Genomic DNA, 21,971 nt, shown 5'->3' with positions numbered 1-21,971 from the left:
ATTCGTCTGTGATTCGCTTATGGCTAAACTCAGTGATTTACCAAATGATGTCAACCGTTAGCGCTAAATTGGTTAACCACATCACAAATTGACGATCTTTATACCGCTGCAATAATCATAAATTGATGTATTTGTGCTGGAAAGAAGGCAAAAGAAAAGATATCAACCAATTATCCAGGCTTCAGCCCACATGCCTGAGTCAGGCGACGAAGCGCAAAATGTCACGCGCTAACACTCATAATGAAATTAACCATCTTAAGGGGCTATTTTCGCCGCTTTTTGTGATCACCTTCTGATTACACACAGCTGATAATTGCCGTAAAAAGGCGTTAGAGAGATAACTGACATCCTGTGTAAAGCGCATAACATTTTACGTCCACAGGCAGACTAATAATAATATAACGGGATACTCTATGAAGCTCTCTGAACTGACAACAAGGGAACGGCACAATTTCAGCTACTTTATGCTGTTCTTTTTCTTCTACTACTTCATTATGTCGGCGTACTTTCCCTTTTTCCCGGTATGGCTGGCGGAAGTCAACCATCTGACAAAAACCGAAACCGGGATGGTCTTCTCCTCCATCGCGCTGTTTTCGATTGTCTTCCAGACCGCCTTCGGACTGATATCGGACAAATTAGGACTCCGCAAGCACCTGTTATGGAGCATTGTGATCCTGCTTATTCTGTTTGCTCCCTTCTTTATCTTCGTCCTTTCGCCACTGCTGCAATTTAATATCTGGTTTGGCGCGCTGGCGGGCGGGATCTACCTGGGTTTTGTCTTTTCCGGCGGATCGGGGGCGGTCGAGGCTTATATCGAGCGCGTCAGCCGCACCAACCGTTTTGAATATGGCCGGGTGCGGGTATCCGGTTGTGTCGGCTGGGCGATCTGCGCCTCATTAACCGGCATTCTGTTTAGCATTGATCCCAATATCACTTTCTGGATCGCCTCCGGATTTGCGCTGGTGCTGGCGCTACTGTTAATCCTCTCACGCCCGCAACCGAGCCAGAGTGAAGTAGTGATAGATAAAATCGGCGCTAATCAGCGCGAATTCTCGCTAAAAATGGCCGGTGAACTACTGAAAATGCCACGTTTCTGGGCATTCTTGCTGTATGTGGTCGGTGTGGCGAGTATCTATGATGTGTTTGACCAGCAGTTTGCCAATTTCTTTAAAGGCTTTTTCTCGTCGCCACAGCAGGGAACCGAAATATTTGGTTTCGTCACCACCGGCAGGGAATTGCTGAATGCGATTATTATGTTTTTTGCTCCGGCGATTATAAACCGCATTGGCGCTAAAAATGCCCTGCTGGTGGCGGGAGCCATTATGTCGGTTCGGATTATTGGCTCGTCATTCGCCAGCAGCGGCGTTGAAGTGATTGTGCTGAAAACCCTGCATATGTTTGAGCTGCCGTTCCTGCTGGTGGGCACCTTTAAATATATCTCTTCAGTGTTTGACCCGCGCCTCTCCGCCACGCTGTTTTTAATCGGTTTTAACCTGTCGAAACAGCTTTCCGGGGTCGTGCTCTCAGCCTGGGTAGGCCAGATGTATGATTCTGTTGGTTTCCATCAGGCCTACCTGATCCTTGGGCTGATTACCGCCAGCTTTACCGTGATCTCCTTCTTTACCCTGACCGGTCGCGGTGCAAGCGGGCTGATCTCCCCGGACGCCAGTAAAGCCTGATTTAATCCCGGTTGCTCAGTCAATAATGGCTGCAGCAACCTTGCTACATTCCGCTAATCCAAAACAGATCGCAGATTTACTTTTTTTACGTAAAGTTAACAGCCTCTCCTGCCGATAAGACCCCCTGATGCGGACTTAAATAAAATTATCATAATCATGGAGGAGACCTGCCTGTGAGTTCCCGGACCAGCCATAGCGGTAATGAATATATTCTCGCCGACGATACCACCCTGATGACCACCACCGACGCCAGCGGCAATATTACTTACGCCAATATGAGTTTTGTCGAAGTGAGTGGCTACGCGCAGCACGAAATCGAAGGACAACCACACAATCTGGTGCGCCATACAGATATGCCGAAACAGGCGTTCGCCGATATGTGGGGCACTATCAGACAAGGATTGCCATGGAGCGGGCTGGTGAAGAACCGCCGCAAGGATGGCGACTATTACTGGGTGCGTGCCAATGTGGTGCCGCTGATCCGCGACGCTAAAATCATCGGCTATATGTCGGTGCGGATTAAACCCAGCCGCGAAGAAGTGAGCTGCGCCGAACAGCTGTATCAGCAAATGCGCCGCGATGAGCTGCGCAGCTGGCGGTTGCATCAGGGCATTCTGCTGCGTCGCGGTCTGCTCGCCAGCCTCTCCGCGCTGAAGACGATGCCGCTGCGCTGGCGGATCCGCTCGGCCAGCGCCGCTTTCTGGCTGCTTAGCCTGCTTAGCTCGCTAGCGGCTGGCGTTGCCGGTAGCGCACTGGCATGTTCCGCCGGGCTCTCGCTGCTGGCTACAGTGATTATCTGCGGCTGGCTGGAGTGGCAAATTTCGCGCCCGATGGAGAAAGCCTGCCGCATGGCGCTGAATGTCGCCACTGGCGCCAATAGCCAGGTTGAAGGCTTTGATCGCGTGGATGAAGTGGGCATGACCTTGCGTGCAGTGTCGCAGCAGGGGCTGATGTTCCGCTGGCTGGTTAACGATGTGCGCGCGCAAATTATGGCCGTTCATCAGGCCAGCGATGCGCTGTCGCAGGGCAGCGAGAAAATCGCCAGTCGCACCGAACAGACGGCGGTCAGCGTGCAGCAAACCGCCGCCGCAATGGAGCAGATGACCCGCGCGGTAGAGAAGAATACCGACAGCACCGATAAAGCCAACAGCTTCTCATCAACCGTTAATCAGGCGGCGTTAGAGGGGCGCGAGGCAGTGCAAAGCGTGGTCGGCACTATGGCTAAGATTGCCGAAAGTTCGACGCAGATCGCCACCATGATCAGTCTGATCGACAGTATTGCCTTTCAGACCAATATTCTGGCGCTGAATGCGGCGGTGGAAGCCGCGCGCGCTGGCGAACAGGGCAAAGGTTTTGCGGTGGTCGCCGGTGAGGTTCGCAATCTGGCCAATCGCAGCGCGCAGGCCGCCAGCGAGATCCGCCAGCTGATTAAAGCCAGTACGCTGAATGTGCAGAATGGCGCCGATCAGGTACGCGAAGCGGGGGAAGCGATTACCGAAATGGTCGAAAAAGTGCAGAGTGTGAAAGCGTTACTGAATCAAATCAGTATGGCGACCCATGAGCAGGGAATCGGCCTGAGCGAAGTAGGTAAAGCGGTGGAAGTGCTGGATCAGAATACCCGTCAGAATGCTTCTCTGGCCGGGAACAGCGTGCGGGAAGCGGCCGGAATGAAGCAGCAGGCGCGCCGCCTGGTGAATGCCATCAGCGTATTTAGTTAACTGGCCTGCCCCTCTGAGTCGCCTGATCGGACTCAGAGGAATAACCGGCGCGGCAACGCTTAAGAACTGAATAGCGTAAATGTACCGGCGTAGTAAGTGACCATCCAGGCGACATAGCCCAGCCATACCAGCATACCAAGACCCAAACCCATTTTAGTTGTCATTTTCCTGCCCCTGTATCAGCTGTCATTTCAGGATTACTGCTTAGCTTCAAGATTGGCAGGAGGTCAGCTGAGGCATATTGCGCTGGATCAATTTTACCGCGAAAAGCGGTTTACCGGCGACAGGGTTAATATCAATATCTGCTGTTTCATACATAAAGCCATGCGGTAAGTAATCTGTAAGTCAGAAAGTCCTAAAGTTGCTGCCAAAGTTAAATTCGCCTCTTAAGGAACTACTGTGAAGCAAACTTTTCCAACCAGATTATTGCTGGTGTCTGCGTTTCTCTATTCAGGTTCTCTTTATGCGGTTAGTGACTCCGCCGCTCAGACCAGCGGATTTACTCTGTTTAGCGATCAGCCCAACATCAACCACTGGGGACTCGGCATTGGTGCCAAATATGAGCAGTCCCCTTACAGCGATTACGGTTCAGAGTTTTCACCACTGCCGCTGATCTATGTTGAAAATAACTGGCTGCGACTGTTCGGCAATAACCTCGATGTGAAAGCTGGTCAATGGGATAACCTGAAATTTGCCCTGCACAGTGAATACGCTTTCGGGGATGGTTATAAGGGATCGGATGCAACGGTTCTGAACGATATGCAAAAGCGCAGCGGCGGATTCTGGGTTGGCCCGTCGGTAACATGGGACACGGAAATCGTCACCCTGTATGCCGACTATCTTTTCGCCGGTAATAAAGGACAAAAAGCGAAACTCGGCGCCATCCGAAAGTTTGATTACGGTGACATCACCATCGCACCGTATGCGGACGTTGCCTGGCTTAACGATAAATATGTTGATTACTATTATGGCGTCCGGCCTGCCGAAGCCCGCCCGGGTCGCGATGCTTATGATGGCAAGTCAACTTATGCCTTCTCTGCGGGATTGAATGTCAGCTATGCGCTTACCGCGCATCAGAGTCTGAGTCTTGATGCCAGTGTGACGCGTTTCGGCAGTGGCATTGACGACAGTCCGTTAGTCGATAAGACCACCATTCCGCAGGTCACAGTTGGTTATCTCTATCACTTTTAGAGGATAAAACCTATGTCACGCGTTGCACTTATCGAGGATAACCTGCGACTTGCCGGCATGATTGGTCAGGCGTTGTCGGCTGCGGGGATCGAAACAGACTATTTCTCAACCCTCTCCCAGGCGAAATATGGCCTGAACCAGGCGCGCTATCAGGTGATTATTATCGACCGTGGCTTGCCTGATGGCGACGGCCTTGCGTTTTTAAGAGAGTGGCGGGCGTCAGGAGAGATGACCGCCTGTCTGATGCTGACCGCACGCGATGCGCTGCACGATCGCATTGATGGCCTCGAAAGCGGCGCCGACGACTATGTCAGCAAACCTTTTGCGATGAGTGAGCTGGTCGCCCGCGTGCGCACGTTAATGCGCCGCCCCGTCGAAACTATGGCGCTGACGCTGAGTTTCGCCAATATGACGCTGGATCCGCAGCAACAGATGCTGCATTGCGCCAGTAAATCGATTTTACTCTCCTCGCCCGAGCTACAAATTATGCAGACCTTGCTGCAAGGCAAGGGGCATACCGTGCGCCATGCCACGCTGGAGCATGCCGCGTGGGGTCTGGCCGACGCGGTTACGCCTAATGCGCTGGAGGTTAGCGTCCACCGCCTGCGCAAAAAGCTGCTGCGTGCCGGCGTACTGGCCAAAATTGTTAACGTACGCGGCGTCGGCTTCGCCCTGCTCCCGCTGGAGTTAAACGATTAAAATGCGACAAAATAGCTTCAATTACTGGAGCCGCAGCCTGGCATTCAGATTATGGGTGACCAGCGTTGCCGTGTTATCGATCAGCCTGACGGTGATTGTCAGTCTTATTCTGTATATGTTCAGCCACTCACCGCTGGAAATGTGGCAGATGCATGACAACAAAGAAACCGCAGAAAGTGTGGCCGCAGGGCTGCAATATAATCAGCAGGGTCAGCCAACCGCAATCCAGGTGGATAAACGCACGGCATGGCTGTTTGATGTGGCATCAACCGAGTTTATGTACCGGGTGCTGGATGAATCAGGCCGGGTGCTGCTCTCTTCACACAGCGATATTTACCATTTCCCGACGGAGGATCTCCTCTCCTCTTCAGCCACTGGCGCCCACCGCCAGGTAACTTTTGATCATCGTCCATTCGATCTCTACAGTCTTAAAATTTATCATAATGATCGGCGATTTTATGTACAGACCGCCACCAGTAACTATTTTGGTGAAACGGTGGTGGATATGAAACTGGACCCGCTGCCCAATATCGCGGCAATCACCGTATTAATCGCCGTTATCGGTTTTGGCCTCGCCTTTCCTTTTACTATCCGCATGGTGTTACGCCCGCTTAATAGCGCCTCAAATGCAGCAATGTCGATCACGCCAGCGAATTTAAAAACCCGTTTAGAAGAAAAAGAGATGCCCAGCGAAATAAAGCCGCTGATTGGCGCGTTTAATCAGGCGCTGGAAAGGTTAGAGACCGGTTTCAGCGCCCAGCAGCAGTTTTTAGGGTCCGCCGCGCATGAGCTACAGACACCGTTAACCCTGTTAAGAGGTCAGATTGAGCTGCAACCGGAAATTAATAATAAAGATCTGCTCTTCCGTGAAATCGATCTGATGGCAAGGCAGGTGCGGCAGCTACTGCACCTGGCGGAAGTCAGTGAATCGCAAAACTATCTGTTTGATAAAACCGATATTATCGCCGTCTCTCACGATGTTATTGACTATCTTGAGCTGAAAGCAGCCAGGCATCAGGTACAACTGCTGGTTAACGCGCCGGAAACGCTGCCGGCAATTAATGCCGATGAAAGTGCGCTGTTTATTTTATTAAAAAATATCGTCGAAAACGCTATTAATGTCACGCCTGCGAATCAGGCAGTTACCGTAGTTATCGATGCCAAAGCCATCCATATTCAGGATAACGGCCCGGGTATTCATCATGATGATTTTCCCATGCTGTTTAATCGCTTCTGGCGAGCGGCGAATGCCGGCACGGAGGGAACCGGTCTCGGTCTGGCTATCTGTAAAGAGATTGCACAGGCGCATAAATGGCAAATTACCGCGCATAATACGCCGCGTGGCGCCGAGTTTATCATTCATTATCTTGCCAGCTAAAACAGATGTCATAAAAACTTCATAAACAGGGTTTTTATAATTCACACCAATCACTTATCGCTAATTCTTCCAGTTTTCCGCTGTCGGGCAGATTAAAGCCGGGCCGCTGCGCAGTCGATATGCCAGTGGCGCACGATTTTGATCTTTATTAACCCGGGAAATACTGAACGCTATGAAACTAAATCATCTCACCATCGGACAACGCCTCGGTCTGCTGGCGTCTGTTCTGCTGCTGGCGACCCTGTTTATTGGCATGCGCGGCTTGTCCGTTAACGCCGACGGGCTGGCGCATAACCAGAGTATTCTGGCGACGGAAAAAATTATTTCAGACAGCATCGACACCGCGCGGAACGCGCAGGTGCAGTTCAAGATTCAGGTGCAGGAGTGGAAAAACACCCTGCTGCGCGGCACTCAGGGACAGGAACAATTCGATAAATACCAGCAAGCCTTTGTTGAACAGAGCCAGAAAACCCAGACATTACTGGATGAGCTAAGCAAGCTGCTGCCACAAATTGGCATCAGCACCCGCGAGGTGCTCAAGACACGTAGCCTGCACTCCGAACTGGAAAAGCATTACCTTGCGGCTCTGCAGCAATACCATATTCAGGATGCCGCCAGCCCGCAGCAGGTGGATAAGCTGGTATCCGGCATTGACCGCGAACCCACACGAATGATTGATGAGATGGTGGCCAGCACGCTGAAACAGGCTGCGCTTATCCGCCAGCAGACCGATGCCCGTAACCTTGCGCTCTATCAGCAGACCCGGTTGATGCTGATGCTGGCGATGGCTTTGACGCTGGTTGCCGGTTTTATGATTACCTGGTGGCTGATTCGCAGCATCACCCGTCCGCTGGCGCAGGCAGTATCGATTGCCCGCACCGTAGCTTCCGGCGATCTGCAGACCACCATCACGGTCAGTGGTCGCGATGAAACGGCGGAACTGATGCAGGCCCTGCAGGAGATGAACAGCAATCTGACGCGGATTGTCGCTGGCGTTCGCTCCGGCACCGAAACCATCGCCACCGCATCCAGCCAGATCGCCATCGGTAGCCGCGAACTTTCCGCGCGTAACGAGGCCCAGGCCAGCGCAATCGAAGAGACCGCGGCATCGATGGAGCAGCTGACATCCGTGGTGAAAAATAACGCCGACAACTTACGTATCGCCAGCGATATTACCCGTGATGCCAGCTCTGCCGCCGATCAGGGCGGGGAAGTGGTGGAGCAAGTGGTGCAGACCATGAGTGAAATCAACCAGTTCTCCAGCGAGATGAGCAGCATTATCGGGGTGATTGACAGTATTGCCTTCCAGACCAATATCCTGGCGCTGAATGCGGCGGTCGAAGCGGCGCGCGCTGGCAGTGAAGGACGTGGTTTCGCCGTGGTCGCGGCTGAAGTACGGGCTCTGGCCCAACGCTCAGCCACGGCAGCGAAAGAGATTGGCACCCTGATCGATAACTCAGTAACCCGTATCAATCAGGGTAATACGCTGGTGAAAAGCGCGGGCAGCTCAATGGCGGAGATTGTTGGCAGCGTGCAGCGTGTCAGCCAGCTGGTGGATACTATCTCTATGGCCAGTAATGAGCAGAGCAGCGGTATCGATCAGGTCAATGTCGCCATCACCCATATGGACTCCGCTACCCAGCAAAATGCCACCCTGTCGCAGGAGTCCTCTGCGGCGGCTCATTCGATGCAGCAGCAGGCAGAACAGCTGCTGGAAATGGTCAGGGTGTTTAAGTTACGCGAAGATCGTATCGGGTAACACTCTGGTTGATATGTTTATCCCATCGACACAAATTAAAAACGTGTCGATAAAATCGATTTTTATCGACATACCTCTGCGACATGTTTATGGTATCGACATGCCACTGAGGACATGTCGATAAAATCGCTTTTTATCGACATATTACTGAAACATGTTTATTCCATCGACATGTTCCGTAAACCTGTCGATAACTCTGCGTGAGGGTTAAACCTATGTCATGGGATGCTGAAAAACCCTTCAACCAGCTGCCGCTGCTGCCACCGCATGCTGAACAGCTGGAGTCTGTGATTGTACTTAAAGCCTGTATTAAAGCCCGTGCGGCGCTGGCTGAGCTTAAACAGGCCGGAGAGCTGCTGCCTGACCAGGGGTTACTGATCAATCTGATTCCGCTGCTGGAAGCCAAAGACTCCTCCGAAATTGAGAATATCGTTACCACCTCGGACAAGCTTTTTCAGTTCTCGCAGGAAGAGAGTCAGGCGGATCCTGCCACTAAAGAAGCATTGCGCTATCGTACTGCGCTCTATGATGGCTTTAAAAATCTCTATGAACGGCCTCTCTGCACCTCGACGGCAGTAAAGATTTGCCGAACGTTAAAAAATGCAGAGATGGATATCCGCCGGGTGCCTGGTGCCAGATTAGTCAGCAGCGATCAACGGGTGGTGTATACGCCTCCAGAGGGTGAAAGCGTTATCCGCGATCTGCTGAGTAACTGGGAAAGTTTTATTCACGCCGAAGATGATATCGATCCGCTGGTGAAAATGGCGATTACCCATTACCAGTTTGAAGCCATTCATCCCTTTCCGGACGGCAACGGCAGGACTGGCCGTATTCTCAACATTCTGTTTCTGATAGAAAAAGATCTGCTGACCCTGCCGATCCTCTATCTGAGTCGCCATATCGTCAGCCATAAAGCGGATTATTATAATCTGCTACGTGGCGTGACCGCCTCAGGTGACTGGGAACCGTGGATTCTGTTTATGCTGAAGGCTGTCGAAGCGACCTCAATATGGACCACAGCAAAAATTGCCGCCGTGCGCGAGTTGCTGGCGGTCACCACATCACATATTCGGCAATCTCTGCCCAAAATCTACAGCCACGAACTGGTGCAGATCATTTTTGAACAGCCCTACTGTCGTATATCGAACCTGATTGATAATGGCATCGCACGACGCCAGACGGCATCAGTCTATCTGAAGCAGTTGTGTGAAATTGGCGTGCTGAATGAAATTAGTTTTGGTCGCGAAAAGCTCTATGTTCATCCCCGGCTAATACAATTAATGACAAGGGATGAAAACGCGGTGGTGGCTTACTGACGGCGCGGCTGTCGGGCTGAGTTCTGTGGCAACAGATTAATCAATAATTGCCGTGGGTTTTTCCGTTTCCGGTGACCAGTAGCCGCCGCTGCCATGGTACGTTTCGGCGCCTAAAACAAACTGTGTCTGGCAGCGGTTACATAAAAAATGGTAATCAACGATATCTCCCCATGCCATACCTTCAGCACATTGCTTAAAACTAAATTGATTCCACTGCGATTGCAGTTCAGCTTCACAGATTATCCCCTCACTGACTGCCTGAGCGGCAATACGGATCGCCTTACGCAGATCCGCCGGTGTACGAATAATGTATTTAACGCAAAGATCCTGACAATATGGACAACTCATCGTTTTACCCCGTAATCGTCGGCTGTCTGCCTTTGACGGATATGCTCTTCAGGCATGACACCAAGCTGATGCTGAATAACACAGCCACTACTGCTCCGCCGCCACCCGCACTTTTACCAGGTCGCGGAACGCCCTGATCAGCATTTCACGGCTGCGCCCACGGCGGAAAATCAGTGAGAATGGCGCCTGATAGCTAAACTGTTGCGGCAAAAGGCGTTTTAGCTGCCCTTGCTCCACCCAGGGCTGCGCGCAGTGCTCAGGCAGATAGCCAATATATTTACCTGATAAGATCAGAATCAGCTGCGCTTCAATACTCTCGACCGAGGCGGCGCTGGCTTTAAACCCCCGACGCGCCAGCTCGGCCTGATTCCAGTAACTGCGGGTGACAAAACCGTAGCGATGCAAATCACCCATATCCTGCTCAGCACGGTTAAACAGCTGATGGCTGTCGCTACAGTAGAGCCAGTGCTGTTCGTGATGCAGCGGCAGCGTCACCAGATTATTAACGTTGACCGGAAAATGGCCGATAGCCAGGTCGAGCCGGTTATCCAGCACCTGCTGCTGCAATTCATTGGGGTCGCGCACCGAGAGATTAAGGTACACCGCCGGGAAACGCTCACTAAACTGGTTGATACTCTCCGCCAGCCCCAGCCGGCGATCGGTAGAGAGGGAATCAACCACTCCCAGCGAGAAAACACCGCCCTGCTCGCTCTTCAGCCCTTCGACCTGACGATCAAAGTCCGCCAGCGTGCCGAGTAATTGCAGGCTGTACTGCAAAAATTGCTCGCCGCGAGGGGTCAGCGAAAAGCCGCCGCGTCCACGCTGGCAGAGCACAAACCCCAGCCGCTGCTCCAGTTCACTCATATAACCGCTGATCGCCGGCGTGGTCATATTCAGCTCCTGCTGCGCGCGTGAATAGCCCTGGCAACGCGCCACGGTGGCAAAAATAGTGAGCAACTTCAGGTTTGGCAGGCGGCTGGCGCTCACGGTGTTTCCTTCGGATTGGCAAAAAAAGGGCAGCGGAAACCCTGTAGGGGAGCCGTTATCGGCTCCCGTCCGGATGGCTGACACAGTGCAAACCATCAGCAGGGCGGCGAGAACGCCGCCCCTACATCAGACTCTCTGTCGCCGCCGCGCTGCAACTCGACTATTCAGGATAAAGTTAAGTAATCTCTGAACTGATTATTTGCTCTCAATGATTTTTTCTCAAGCTTATCCGGCAGATGATGGCTGATACCCTTTTCATTCTCCGGAGGCTACACCTGATGCACCCGAACAGCGATAACGACTTTCCGCAGCCGCAGAGCGGCAACGATATGCCCCGTTTTGCCGGACGCGGCACCATGATGCGTCTGCCCGCCGCAGAACGCCCCGATGGTCTGGATGCCGCGTTTATTGGTATTCCGCTGGATATTGGCGCCTCTCAGCGTGCCGGTACCCGCTACGGACCCCGTGCGATCCGTGCCGATTCCGTGATGATTCGTCCCTACAATATGGCGACAGGCGCTGCGCCCTTCGATTCACTGCGCGTGGCGGATCTCGGTGATGTGCCGATCAACACCTATAATCTGCATAAATCGGTGCAGATTATTGAAGACTATTACAGTGAACTGAATGCCTTTCCGTTAGTGCCGCTGACGCTGGGCGGTGACCACACCCTGACGCTGCCAATCCTGCGTGCGCTGGTAAAAAAACATGGTCCGATGGGGTTAATCCATGTTGATGCGCATACCGATACCAATGACGAAATGTTTGGCGAAAAGATCGCTCATGGCACCACCTTTCGTCGCGCGGTAGAAGAAGGTCTGCTGGATGTGAAGCGGGTGATCCAGATTGGTCAACGCGCGCAGGGCTACGATGCAGGCGACTTCCAGTGGGGCGTCGATCAGGGGTTCCGCCTGGTGCCAGCAGAAAAATGCTGGTATCAGTCGATGGCGCCTTTAATGGAACAGGTACGTGAGCAGATGGGCAGCGGCCCGGTCTATCTCTCGTATGATATCGACAGCTTCGATCCCGCCTGGGCGCCAGGCACCGGCACGCCGGAAGTGGGCGGCCTGACCTCGATTCAGGGGCTGGAGATTGTGCGTGGCTGTCGCGGCCTGAATCTGACTGGCGCCGACCTGGTGGAAGTGTCTCCGCCATACGATATCAGCGGCACCACCTCGCAGCTGGCTGCCAATATTCTTTATGAAATGCTCTGTGTATTACCCGGCGTAAAATACAACTAAATAAGGTCAGGCATGTCTGAACAAAATCTGGTTTTCCCTGCGCGTGTATTGCGTGGCGCAGGTGTTATACAGCAGCTGGGTGGCATCTGCCGCGAACTGGGGCGACGCGCCCTGCTGATCGGCGGCCATCAGGCGTTGCAGGCTGTAGAGCCGTTGGTGCGTGCGCAGCTTGCTGACGCGCAGGTGGAACTGGTCGGCAGCGAATGGTTTGGCGGTGAAACTTCATTGCGACAAATCGCCCGTCTCGGTGAACTGGCGAAAGCGCTTAACGCCGATATGATTATCGCCGCAGGCGGCGGCAAATCGCTGGATACCTGTAAGGCGGTTGGCGCCGAACATAATATCCCGTTGATCACCCTGCCAACTATCGCCGCCACCTGCGCCGCCGTTACGCCACTGAGCATTCGCTACGATGACGAGGGTAATTTTTACGATATTTTCCCCCTGCCCCAGGCGCCTGCTGCGGTGATCATCGACAGCGAGCTGCTGGCTCAGGCTCCGTTGCGCTGGCTGGCCGCGGGTCTTGGCGACACGCTGGCGAAATGGTATGAATTCCGCGCCGTCAGTCAGCGCCATCCGCCCGCAGGCGCCAATGAGAAGTCATCACTGGCGCATAGTCTGATCTGTTATGAAGTGATTGCAGAACACGGTCCGAAAGCCTGCGCCGCGGTGCGTTGCGGGCAACCGGATCAGCATCTCGATCAGGCGCTGGATGCGATCTTTACCTTTGCCGGCATGACTTCGCTAATGAGCAACGGCGCGCATATGGCGGCATCACATGCGATTTATGAAGGCTTTACCTTCTGTGATAAAACCCGCGAATATGGTCACGGCCTGCTGGTCGGCTACGGCAACCTGTGCCTGCTGGCGCTGGAAAACCGCAGCGATGAAGAGTTGTTGCGTGAAATGGCGCTGGCGCATCAGTGCGGGATCCCGCTGACGCTGGCGGCAATTGCCGAACTGACCGCGGAAGAGCTGGCGGTGATTGTGCATGAATCGGTGGCAACGTCAGATATGAAAAATATGGCCGATCCGGTTAGCGAAGCGGCGCTGTATCAGGCCATGGCGCGTGTGGAAACACTGGCGGGCAGTCACTTCTGATTCTGCGGGACGGCTCTCATAAGCTGTCCCGCAGCGTGATAACCCGCGGGTTAAATCTCATACTTCTTACGATAAGTACGTGGACTGATGCCCATATGATTGCGGAAGAGGCGGGAAAAGTAGAGCGGGTCGTTATAGCCAACGGTAAGTGCCACATGCGTGATGGCGAAACTGGTTTTCTGCAATAACTCACATGCACGGGCGATACGCTGTTTCTCACGCCATGCAAAAATGGTCTGGCCGGTCTCTTCTTTAAAAAGATGCGCCAGTCGTGAGGGAGAAAGGCAGGCCCGGCGTGAAAGTTGTTCAACGGTGGTCTCTTCTGCCATATGTTCATTAAGAAACTGGCAAAGTCTTGCGATGCGCGGATCAATACGTGACGGATGAAGGTCAGGCTGAGCGCGATAACACTCAAGGATAACCCTTTCCACTGCATTCATGGCTAATGCTTCCGCAAGCGGCTCGTCGCTGAAGCTCAGCTGGATCACCTCCATAAAACGTGCCTGCATCTGCTCCAGCCCACTCGCTGACGACAGCGCCAGCCGCCCAATAGTTTCCACACTTTGATTCCATTGCAACCACTCCAGCCAGTAAGTGCGCGGAATAAAATAGATCCACAGATGATCCCAAAATTCACTCTGCTCATCACGGCCATAATAATGCGGAACACCCGCCGGAAAATGGAGCAGCTCACCAGGCTGGCAAATAAAGCTACCTTTGGGCGTGTAGATTTTCCCCTGGCCACGCAGGGTCAGATTAAGGATATGCCCTTTCATCCCGCTGGCGCGGTTGATATAAAAATCGAGCTTACTGCCGCGCGAAATAGGTGTAAATCCAGCGACCATCCAGGCATTAAAGGTAAAACGCCTGAACAAGGGGGTGAAATTCAAAATACCAGCTTCTTCTAATTGCGCCATGAGCGCGTTTCCTGCCAGACAGAATACGGACTATGCAGAATAGCGCAGCAGACAATATCTGCTGCGCGGTCTCTCACATCTCACACCATTTCGGATTTAACTTTGGTACTGCTGTTTGTCGGGTCCGCTTTGCAGCGCCACGGATGACGGTGGTACGTGGGATGAGAACTTTCCATGCGCCAGGTCGGTCGCAACCTGTGGGTAAATGGCATCGAGTTTGTAGAAGTACAGCAGTATCATATTCAGCAGCGCCAGAATAACCGGGAAGAAAATAAACAAAAACTGGATCATCTGGATGGCGCTGGCCGGCTGGACGCCGCCGCCACTGGTAAAACCGGCTAAGCTCAGCATCCAGCCAACACTGGCGGTACCCAGCCCCATGCCCACCGTCTGCCCCAGCGTACCGGCACTAAATAAAATCCCCTCAATACGCAAACCTGATTTCCATTCGCCGTAATCAATCGTGTCAGCGAGGAACGCGAACATCGTCGCCCCGATACCACAAAAACCTATACTGCGGATCACCGTCGCGACAATCACAAACAACGCATCCTGGCGATTTAACAAAGGTATCAGGTAGGCAATAGTGCAAATGGTTAATCCCAGCAGCGCCAGATTGCGTTTCCCGATACGTTTAATCAGCGAGGGAATCACCAGCAGCGTCAGTAAGCCGGGCAGATATTGCGCCACACTAATCCAGGACATCATGGAAATATCCTGCAGAATATATTTGGAGTAATAGACGCTAACCGTGCTGATTGCCGTCAGACCAGTAAAGGTAATCATCAAATAGAAAAAGATGATCATCCAGTAGCGATTTACCCGTATTGCAGGCCAGACGCGTTTAAAGGCAATCTGCTTACGATTATCCTCACGTACTGGCTTAATACGTTCCCGGGTGCCCAGTGCGGTGAGGGTAAGAAACAGGGCGGTAAAGAAGCCATACACCGCAAACACCGTGATCCACGCGCCGTGGCTGTCACCAAGCCAGGCAATCAATGGCAGAGTGACGACGCCAACCGTCAGCGAACCACAGGTGGACAGACCTTTACGGAAAACACTCAAGATACCGCGCTCCACGGTATCGCGGGTGATTAACGCCAGCAGTGAACCGTAAGCAATGTTATTTGCAGTAAAAAGAATATTGGCCAGCAGATAGGTGACGCAAACCCAGCTGACTTTGATTGCATAACTGGCTTCCGGCACGCAGGCCAGCAGAAATGTTGAAAAACCAAAGGGTATCGCGGTCCACAGCACCCATGGCCGGGCCTTGCCATAGCGTGTCTGGGTTTTATCGATACGGATGCCTACCCAGATACAGAGGATCCCATCCAGTACGCGGGCAAAAAACATCAGCGAGCCGACCAGTAATGCCGAAACACCCACCACATCGGTATAATAGTAAGCGAGAAAGGTCACCATCAGGGTATAAGTCAGGTTGGTGCCATAATCACCCAGCCCAAAAGAGAGACGTTCCCGCAACCCCACTGGCGCGACGCTGGCGGTGGTTATTGATTTCATAGCGCTTCCTCACCGGCTAAAATCACCAGATCCCACCCCGCGATTTGCAGTTCCTCACCCGGCTCTACCTGACGGTGATCCAGCAGTGAAGTGGCCCGCGCCAGTGGATTTTTCACTTTCTGCGGGGTGGAGGAGTAGTTAAAGATAAAACGCAGACTTTGCTGCTGGCGCGAACTGGCTTTGCGCACGATCAGCGGGAAAGCATAATCTGAAGTCAGCGGCTGTAATTCTGCCGTGGCAAATAGCGTGGCAAATATCTGTTCCATTGCCGCCGAAGAGAGATGGCAGCCAATATAGGTGGCGGAACCTTTGCCAAAACGATTACGCGTAATCGCGGCATATTTTCCCCAGTAAGGGTGCTGATAACGCGCCAGAATTTCGGTATCTGGCGACGTGGGCTGCAGCAACTCCATCCAGTCAGTGACACGGCCCACCTTCCCTTCCAGTGCAAAGGTTTCGGTGGATAAATGCACTTCATCCGGCTCGACAAACAGCTGGTAAGAAACGCCGCAAGCATCACCAATAATGGCCGGTTGCAGAGCGGTGCGCACCTGTAAATTTTCATCGGCAAAGCCGGATTTAAACGAATAAATGACCTGCCCGCCCTGTTCTGTAAAACGATTCAGACGCTCCAACAGCTCATCAGAAGCGCTATACAGCAACGGTACAATTAATACCTCGTAGCGCAGCGCCCGTAGATCATCAGCATCGAGAATATCCACTTCGATATTTTGCCGGTAAAGCGCGTCATACCAGTTGCGAAACAGGTCGTTATACTGGTGCGCTTTATCACCGCCAAACTGATGCCCCTGCCACGGGTGCCAGTCAATCGCAGTGAGACAGCGGTTGCTGACCAGCATCCCCACGCGATTGCTTTTGCTTAACCCCGCCAGTGTCGGCGACAGTTTAATAAGTGCATTACCGATTTCGCAGGCTTCTTCATATACCGGATTAGCCAGCAGGTCATGGCTGAGCAAACCTTTCCAGTAGGTTTCCCATGAGTTATGGATCGAATGCCAGTGCCAGTAACCCACCATTCCCGCGCCGCTGGCGATATGGCTAAACGCCTGTAAACGCAACTGGCCAGGATAAGGAGTCCAGTCTTTAAACGCCTGCGCCTGGGTTTCCAGCACAAAGTAGTTTTGATCTTTGGTGGTGCGGGCAATATCGCCGGTAAAGGCGATCTCCGCCCCGGTTAAGCGCGATTGCCCGGGGTGGTAGACATCCACGCCGGTGATATCCAGCAAACGGGAAGTGGCAAAGTGATCTACTTCGCTGCGGATACCGAAAGACCAGTTACGCCAGTCGAAGTCAAAATTGTGTGTAACAAACTGCTGTTCGGATTTGTATTGTCCAACCAGATCTACCTGCCAGCCAAGAAAGTCGATGACTAACTGGCGCTGAAAGGCGCGAAACTCCGCACCGAGGCTGGCATTGATAGTGCCGTCTACCGCAGGAAAATCTTCCCAGGCGTCAACACGATTGCTCCAGTAATCGAGGCCAAAAGCGCGGTTAAGCGCAGCGAGATCGTGGTTGAATTTATTACGCAAATGCTTAACGAAAGCGACCTGAACGTGATGGCCACTGGTTTCATAGTATTTGGTTTCATTGTCGACCTGAAAACCCATTACAGCAGGATGGCTGGCGGTGGCGGATAACAGCTGATGAATAATGCGCCCGGCATAATAGCGGTAGGCAGGGCTTGTAATATCCATCTTTTGCCGTGGGCCATATTTATTTACACCCTGCGGCGTAGTCGCCATCACTTCCGGGTGTTTTTTCGCCAGCCATGCCGGGATTGCATAGGTTGGCGTACCGATAATCACGCTGATGTCATTAGCATGCATGCGGTCGAGGACGGTGAGCACGGGGGAAAAATCAAACTCGCCTTCCTGAGGTTCGTAAGTACTCCAGGTGCTTTCGGCAATACGTACATAATTGATGCCAGCCGCCTTCATCATCGCAATATCTTTTTCCAGACGCTCCTCTGGCAAATATTCGCGATAGTAGGCTGTACCAAACCAGATCTTCTCCATTGCTTCCTCGATTATGCCGCTGAAAATATGCAGCTAACTTAGCGGAAACAGATAAAGCAAAGCTGTAGTCGACTGTCGTCAACATAAAGAAATCTGCTGCTGCGAGCGGACCCGGATCTGGATCACATAATGACAGTGGTGGCCGCAGGACACCTCTCCTGCGGCCGGGCCAGCGTTACTTCAGTAACGCCAGCAACTCACTGATATCCGCCTGCTGCTCCAGCGTCAGACAGTAGTCCTGCAATGTGCGGGTTTGCGGCGGCGTCAGCACCCGATTTGCCAGCTGGGTAAACTTATCCAGCAGCGCGGTATCGCTTAATGGATTGGCCGGCGCGCCCAGCGGCACGGCAACATGCTGGCGCCAGCGCTCCCCTGTTCGTGTCTGCAGTTCAACCACCGGCTCATCACTGCTGCCTTGCTGCTGATCAATATGCAGTGTGATGCGATCCAGCATAGCGGCTACCTCGCTGCTGGCGCGCTTATCACTGTCATACGCATCAAGCCCGGCATGACCAAACAGCACCCGCGCCGCCAGCGCATAAGGCAGACTCATCTGCGCTGCCGCCAGACTTTGCAGATCCGTATTACCGCACATATCCAGCAGGAACGGATTAAGATAAACATCAATGCGGGCGATCTGTTCAGCGCCACAGTTATGCTCAGCCATTAGCAGACCCACAGCATCAATCGCCGAATGGGTGCCGCGACAGGAAGCATAAGGCTTAATCGAGCAGCGATTAAGCTTCCATACCTGCCCCAGTTCTGCCGTCAACGCGGCTGGCTGGCGGCTGGCGGGCGCAAAAGTTTGCAGAAAACCACCCCAGACATCGTCAAAGGTCTGGCCGGGACCGGTAATGCCTTTGGCCGCCAGCAGCGCGGCCAGCACGCCCCCTTCCGCCGCGCGTCCGGCGTGCAGTTTCTTGCTCTGCGAGCCATCGTGAATAAAGCCCCATAGCCCGCTACTGAAGCTGGCGGCAATGCCTAGTGCCTGCGCGGTTTGGTTCTGATTTAACTGAAGTAATGAGGCGGCTGCGGCGGCTGCGCCAAATACGCCGCAGGTGGCCGTCGAGTGCCAGCCTGCTTCATTGTGCGCCGCATAACCCCCACAGGCTTCCAGCACCCGGCGACCCACGTCATAACCCAGCACCACCGCAGTGATCAGCGCCTGACCAGAAACCGGCGCCGCACACTGTGGTATCAGCGCCATTACCGCAGGCAAAACCACAGCGCCAGAGTGATCGCAACCACCGGTGTCATCCAGCTCATACATATGCGCCGCGACGCCGTTTAGCCAGGCGGCATTGCGCGGTGAGGTTTGCCAGCCACATCCCCAGACGCTGGCCAGCGGCGTGCAACCTTCTGCGGCGACCGTTTGCTGCACCGCCTGCGCGATGGGGCTATTGCTGCCCGCCAGGGTGGCGCCAAAGGTATCAAGAATATGACGTTTGGCACGCGCCACCAGATCTGGCGGCAGATCGCTAAAACCGGTGCTGGCGACAAAAGCGGCCAGATCGTCCATTAACTGACTCATGGGGTTTGCTCCATAATCTGCCGCTGGAAAATTTCTGCCGGATGCTCGGGCAGATTATCAGGCTGGGTTTGCCACCAGTCGGCGACCTCGGCGGCGCTGGCTATCCACACCTGCTGGTGTCCGGCGATAAAATCCAGTAATTCAGCCAGCAGACCGATGCGCCCGGCGGTGCCGATAATTTCCGGGTGCAGGCGCAGCACATAGCACAGACCAAAGCGGTGGAAGCCGCGAAAATCCTGCTGCATATTTTCCAGCGTCTGCTGATAAGAGGCGATGCGCGACTGACCCGGCGGCACCGCCGGACTGAGGTTAAAGGCGAAATAGGGTTCGTCTTCCAGCTCATAATGCATCGGCAGTTCCACCAGCCGTGTCGCCGGATGGAAGTAAGGTAAATCGTCGCCGCGCCAGCTGGATGACCAGCGGATACCGGCCTCACTCAGCGCCGCCGCCAGCCCCGGTTTCCACTGTCCGGCTGGCGTGCGAAATCCCACCGGCCGCGCGCCGCAAGCGGCGGCCAGCTGGTCGCAACCCTGCCTGACACTGGCGATTTGCTGTTCCAGCGTCAGCGTATCAAAATTCTGGTGGCGATCGCCGCTGCAGGCAATTTCATGTCCGGCCGCGACGATACGGGCAAACACGTCAGGGTTTTCGGCCGCTACAATCGCTGGCACCAGCCAGCTGGCGCGCACCTTTTTTTCCGCCAGCAATGTCAGCAGCCGATCAACACCGCGCAGCGTGCCGTAACGCCAGACCGATAAGGTTTTATCGCGCCCGGCCACCGCCGGGGTTTGCGTCAGAATGCCGTGAATATCGTTAAAGTCGATGGTCAGCACCACCGCCGATTGCTGACCCTGCGGCCAGCGAGTCTGTTCAGTCATGCTGCTGCTCCTGCAGATACCAGTGGGCGACATCGCGGCAGCGTGCAAACCAGACGTCGCGCTGACGCATATGCGCAATAAACTGCTCCAGTAGCAGAATGCGACCCGGTTTACCGCTGATTTTCGGATGGAACAGCGTGGTCAGACACAGACCCTCGTCCATTGCACCATCAAATTCGCGACACCAGTTGTCCAGCGTCAGGGCATAGCTGGCGGTGCGATCCAGCCCTTTGGGAAAGTCCGGCTCGCGGGTGTAAGCCAGCGAGGCGTAGTCATCCATCTCCCATTTTCCGGGGATCTCCACCAGCGGCTGCGTATAGCCCGGCACGCTGATGGCATACGGCCGATCGTCACCGCGCATACTGCTGGAATAGATCACGCCCGCATCCAGTAATACGCCGGGGGTCTCCTGATGCCAGTCGCCTGATGGCGTGCGAAAACCCTCGGCACGAATGCCGAGGTGCTGCCAGAAAATCTCGCGCGATTTCGCCATTACCTGACGCTGTTGATCACCGTTTAACGCGTAAAAGGACTCATGGCGATAGCCGTGATAAGCCACTTCATGCCCTTTTTCGACAATTGCGGCGCACTGCTGCGGCCACTGCTCAACCACCCACGCCGGAATGAAGAAGGTGGCCGGTAGCTGATACTGCTCCAGCAGATCGAGGATCCTGCCCAGCGCACGAAACGGACCGTAACCACCGAAAGTGAAATACTCCGGTTTTTGCCAGATGCTGCCATTAAGCATCGCATCGCCGGTTGGCCCGTCGAGATCAAAAGCCAGCGCCATGCAGCCCTGCCTGCCTTGCGGCCAGCGCGGACGGACGTCAGGTGCAGTCATGGTTATTTCCCGTTAACCGTCGCGGTTTTAATCGCGTTATCCGCCAGACCCCATTTGCTAAGGATTTTGACGTAGCTGCCGTCGGCGATCAGATCGTTAACCGCACCCTGCACCGCGGCAATCAGCGCCGGATCGTTTTTATCAATCGCCATGCCGGTAAGCTGGAAAGCGATCGACTGATCCAGTGGCTTATAGGTATTTTTCTCCAGATCCATCACGTAAGGCAGGGTTTCGCTGCCCTGTACCGCGCCATCCAAACGGCGCTGACGCAGCTGGGTGCGCGCATCGGCAGTTCCTTCGGCGCCTACCACAATAATCGCCGGTTTGCCTTTGGCTTCACAGTTAGCCGCGCTCCATTTGGCAATTTCCTGTGGGAAAGTGGTACGACGGCTGGTGCCGACTTTTTTACCGCACAGATCGGCTGCAGTGTTGATATCTTTGCGTGCCGCCAGCGTGTAGAACTGCGGGCCGGTCTGGAAATAGTCGATAAAGCTGACCACTTTCTGCCGCTCAACGGTATCGGTCATGCCGGACATCACCATATCCACGCGCTTAGTCGCCACCGCATTAACCATCTGTTCAAAGGCGATCTCCTGCCATTTGATTTTGACGCCCAGCTTCTCGCCAATCGCATTACCAAGATCGACGTCGACACCGGTCAGGGTATTGGTGGCCGGATCCTTGAACTCCATCGGCGGGTAGTTCGGCATAATCGCCACCGTCAGCTCTCCTTTAGATTTAATTGCTGCTGGCAGCTCAGCGGCCCAGGCAGTGGATTGCAGCAGAACGGCGGCGGCAACGGCAGAAAGCACGATCTTTTTCATCTGGAT

General features: G+C 53.9%; 18 protein-coding genes. 9 read left to right on the top strand and 9 right to left on the bottom strand.

Translation table 11 applies throughout. The annotated features are described in order from the left end of the window. Positions 1 to 413 precede the first annotated feature (413 nt). The 7 genes from N5923_RS02930 to fic all read left to right on the top strand — a co-directional run bounded on the left by N5923_RS02930 (position 414) and on the right by fic (position 9,740). Positions 414 to 1,679 carry an oligosaccharide MFS transporter gene (locus tag N5923_RS02930; RefSeq protein ID WP_267145213.1) on the top strand — a complete coding sequence of 422 codons (1,266 nt, stop codon included), beginning with the start codon at positions 414 to 416 and terminating at the stop codon, positions 1,677 to 1,679. Between the two features lie 233 nt (positions 1,680 to 1,912). After that, positions 1,913 to 3,397: a methyl-accepting chemotaxis protein gene (locus N5923_RS02925; RefSeq protein ID WP_267145215.1), complete on the top strand. Its 1,485-nt coding sequence runs from the start codon at positions 1,913 to 1,915 to the stop codon at positions 3,395 to 3,397. A gap of 399 nt (positions 3,398 to 3,796) precedes the next feature. Further along, the gene (locus N5923_RS02920; RefSeq protein WP_267141075.1) at positions 3,797 to 4,588 is read left to right on the top strand and encodes a MipA/OmpV family protein; all 792 of its coding nucleotides are present in this window, start codon (positions 3,797 to 3,799) and stop codon (positions 4,586 to 4,588) included. A gap of 12 nt (positions 4,589 to 4,600) precedes the next feature. Next, complete coding sequence (locus tag N5923_RS02915; protein WP_267141074.1) at positions 4,601 to 5,287, top strand: response regulator transcription factor; 687 nt, start codon at positions 4,601 to 4,603, stop codon at positions 5,285 to 5,287. A 1-nt stretch (position 5,288) separates the two neighbouring features. Beyond that, complete coding sequence (locus N5923_RS02910) at positions 5,289 to 6,665, top strand: HAMP domain-containing sensor histidine kinase (RefSeq protein WP_267141073.1); 1,377 nt, start codon at positions 5,289 to 5,291, stop codon at positions 6,663 to 6,665. Between the two features lie 172 nt (positions 6,666 to 6,837). Further along, a complete protein-coding gene (locus N5923_RS02905; RefSeq protein ID WP_267141072.1) occupies positions 6,838 to 8,424 on the top strand; it encodes a methyl-accepting chemotaxis protein in 1,587 nt (528 codons plus the stop codon). A gap of 215 nt (positions 8,425 to 8,639) precedes the next feature. Next, complete coding sequence (gene fic, locus N5923_RS02900; protein ID WP_267141071.1) at positions 8,640 to 9,740, top strand: protein adenylyltransferase Fic; 1,101 nt, start codon at positions 8,640 to 8,642, stop codon at positions 9,738 to 9,740. Positions 9,741 to 9,776: 36 nt separating this feature from the next. Here fic and N5923_RS02895 read toward each other — a convergent pair whose 3' ends face one another. Together N5923_RS02895 and N5923_RS02890 are read right to left on the bottom strand one after the other, a co-directional pair. Further along, entirely contained in the window at positions 9,777 to 10,088 is a 312-nt protein-coding gene (locus N5923_RS02895) for a hypothetical protein (RefSeq protein WP_267141070.1), read from the bottom strand. An 87-nt stretch (positions 10,089 to 10,175) separates the two neighbouring features. Further along, positions 10,176 to 11,075 (bottom strand): LysR family transcriptional regulator, encoded by a 900-nt coding sequence (locus tag N5923_RS02890; protein WP_267141069.1) that lies wholly within the window; start codon positions 11,073 to 11,075, stop codon positions 10,176 to 10,178. A 278-nt stretch (positions 11,076 to 11,353) separates the two neighbouring features. On the opposite strand from N5923_RS02890, the gene speB reads away from it, so the two are divergent. Both speB and N5923_RS02880 read left to right on the top strand, forming a co-directional pair. Continuing rightward, positions 11,354 to 12,316: an agmatinase gene (gene speB / locus N5923_RS02885; RefSeq protein ID WP_267141068.1), complete on the top strand. Its 963-nt coding sequence runs from the start codon at positions 11,354 to 11,356 to the stop codon at positions 12,314 to 12,316. Positions 12,317 to 12,328: 12 nt separating this feature from the next. Then, positions 12,329 to 13,417: an iron-containing alcohol dehydrogenase family protein gene (locus tag N5923_RS02880; protein WP_267141067.1), complete on the top strand. Its 1,089-nt coding sequence runs from the start codon at positions 12,329 to 12,331 to the stop codon at positions 13,415 to 13,417. A 50-nt stretch (positions 13,418 to 13,467) separates the two neighbouring features. Here the strand turns inward: N5923_RS02880 and araC are convergent, their stop codons facing one another. The 7 genes from araC to N5923_RS02845 all read right to left on the bottom strand — a co-directional run bounded on the left by araC (position 13,468) and on the right by N5923_RS02845 (position 21,965). After that, a complete protein-coding gene (gene araC, locus N5923_RS02875; RefSeq protein WP_267141066.1) occupies positions 13,468 to 14,334 on the bottom strand; it encodes an arabinose operon transcriptional regulator AraC in 867 nt (288 codons plus the stop codon). Positions 14,335 to 14,430: 96 nt separating this feature from the next. Beyond that, positions 14,431 to 15,855: an MFS transporter gene (locus N5923_RS02870; RefSeq protein WP_267141065.1), complete on the bottom strand. Its 1,425-nt coding sequence runs from the start codon at positions 15,853 to 15,855 to the stop codon at positions 14,431 to 14,433. Then, positions 15,852 to 17,891: a beta-galactosidase gene (locus N5923_RS02865; RefSeq protein ID WP_267141064.1), complete on the bottom strand. Its 2,040-nt coding sequence runs from the start codon at positions 17,889 to 17,891 to the stop codon at positions 15,852 to 15,854. The genes N5923_RS02870 and N5923_RS02865 overlap by 4 nt, the downstream gene beginning before the upstream one ends. A gap of 175 nt (positions 17,892 to 18,066) precedes the next feature. Then, positions 18,067 to 19,422, bottom strand: coding sequence for an MmgE/PrpD family protein (locus N5923_RS02860; protein WP_267141063.1), 1,356 nt, complete (start codon positions 19,420 to 19,422; stop codon positions 18,067 to 18,069). Next, positions 19,419 to 20,300, bottom strand: coding sequence for a polysaccharide deacetylase family protein (locus N5923_RS02855; protein ID WP_267141062.1), 882 nt, complete (start codon positions 20,298 to 20,300; stop codon positions 19,419 to 19,421). Before N5923_RS02855 ends, N5923_RS02860 begins: the two co-directional genes overlap by 4 nt. Continuing rightward, positions 20,293 to 21,141, bottom strand: coding sequence for a polysaccharide deacetylase family protein (locus N5923_RS02850; RefSeq protein ID WP_267141061.1), 849 nt, complete (start codon positions 21,139 to 21,141; stop codon positions 20,293 to 20,295). The genes N5923_RS02855 and N5923_RS02850 overlap by 8 nt, the downstream gene beginning before the upstream one ends. 2 nt (positions 21,142 to 21,143) lie before the next feature. Continuing rightward, positions 21,144 to 21,965, bottom strand: coding sequence for an ABC transporter substrate-binding protein (locus N5923_RS02845; RefSeq protein WP_267141060.1), 822 nt, complete (start codon positions 21,963 to 21,965; stop codon positions 21,144 to 21,146). Positions 21,966 to 21,971: the final 6 nt, after the last annotated feature.

Origin of the sequence: Winslowiella arboricola, assembly GCF_025527015.1 — a bacterium.
Lineage (GTDB): Bacteria > Pseudomonadota > Gammaproteobacteria > Enterobacterales > Enterobacteriaceae > Erwinia > Erwinia arboricola.
Note: the sequence above shows the minus strand (reverse complement) of the source record. Positions and strands in the feature narration are given on the sequence as shown.

Excerpts from the sequence above, each read along its gene's own strand:
- N5923_RS02930 (WP_267145213.1), top strand. The coding sequence starts at position 414 with ATGAAGCTCTCTGAACTGACAACAAGGGAACGGCACAATTTCAGCTAC.
- N5923_RS02925 (WP_267145215.1), top strand. The coding sequence starts at position 1,913 with ATGACCACCACCGACGCCAGCGGCAATATTACTTACGCCAATATGAGT.
- N5923_RS02915 (WP_267141074.1), top strand. The coding sequence starts at position 4,601 with ATGTCACGCGTTGCACTTATCGAGGATAACCTGCGACTTGCCGGCATG.
- N5923_RS02910 (WP_267141073.1), top strand. The coding sequence starts at position 5,289 with ATGCGACAAAATAGCTTCAATTACTGGAGCCGCAGCCTGGCATTCAGA.
- N5923_RS02905 (WP_267141072.1), top strand. The coding sequence starts at position 6,838 with ATGAAACTAAATCATCTCACCATCGGACAACGCCTCGGTCTGCTGGCG.
- fic (WP_267141071.1), top strand. The coding sequence starts at position 8,640 with ATGTCATGGGATGCTGAAAAACCCTTCAACCAGCTGCCGCTGCTGCCA.
- N5923_RS02895 (WP_267141070.1), bottom strand. The coding sequence starts at position 10,088 with ATGAGTTGTCCATATTGTCAGGATCTTTGCGTTAAATACATTATTCGT.
- speB (WP_267141068.1), top strand. The coding sequence starts at position 11,354 with ATGCACCCGAACAGCGATAACGACTTTCCGCAGCCGCAGAGCGGCAAC.
- N5923_RS02880 (WP_267141067.1), top strand. The coding sequence starts at position 12,329 with ATGTCTGAACAAAATCTGGTTTTCCCTGCGCGTGTATTGCGTGGCGCA.
- araC (WP_267141066.1), bottom strand. The coding sequence starts at position 14,334 with ATGGCGCAATTAGAAGAAGCTGGTATTTTGAATTTCACCCCCTTGTTC.
- N5923_RS02870 (WP_267141065.1), bottom strand. The coding sequence starts at position 15,855 with ATGAAATCAATAACCACCGCCAGCGTCGCGCCAGTGGGGTTGCGGGAA.
- N5923_RS02865 (WP_267141064.1), bottom strand. The coding sequence starts at position 17,891 with ATGGAGAAGATCTGGTTTGGTACAGCCTACTATCGCGAATATTTGCCA.
- N5923_RS02860 (WP_267141063.1), bottom strand. The coding sequence starts at position 19,422 with ATGAGTCAGTTAATGGACGATCTGGCCGCTTTTGTCGCCAGCACCGGT.
- N5923_RS02855 (WP_267141062.1), bottom strand. The coding sequence starts at position 20,300 with ATGACTGAACAGACTCGCTGGCCGCAGGGTCAGCAATCGGCGGTGGTG.
- N5923_RS02850 (WP_267141061.1), bottom strand. The coding sequence starts at position 21,141 with ATGACTGCACCTGACGTCCGTCCGCGCTGGCCGCAAGGCAGGCAGGGC.
- N5923_RS02845 (WP_267141060.1), bottom strand. The coding sequence starts at position 21,965 with ATGAAAAAGATCGTGCTTTCTGCCGTTGCCGCCGCCGTTCTGCTGCAA.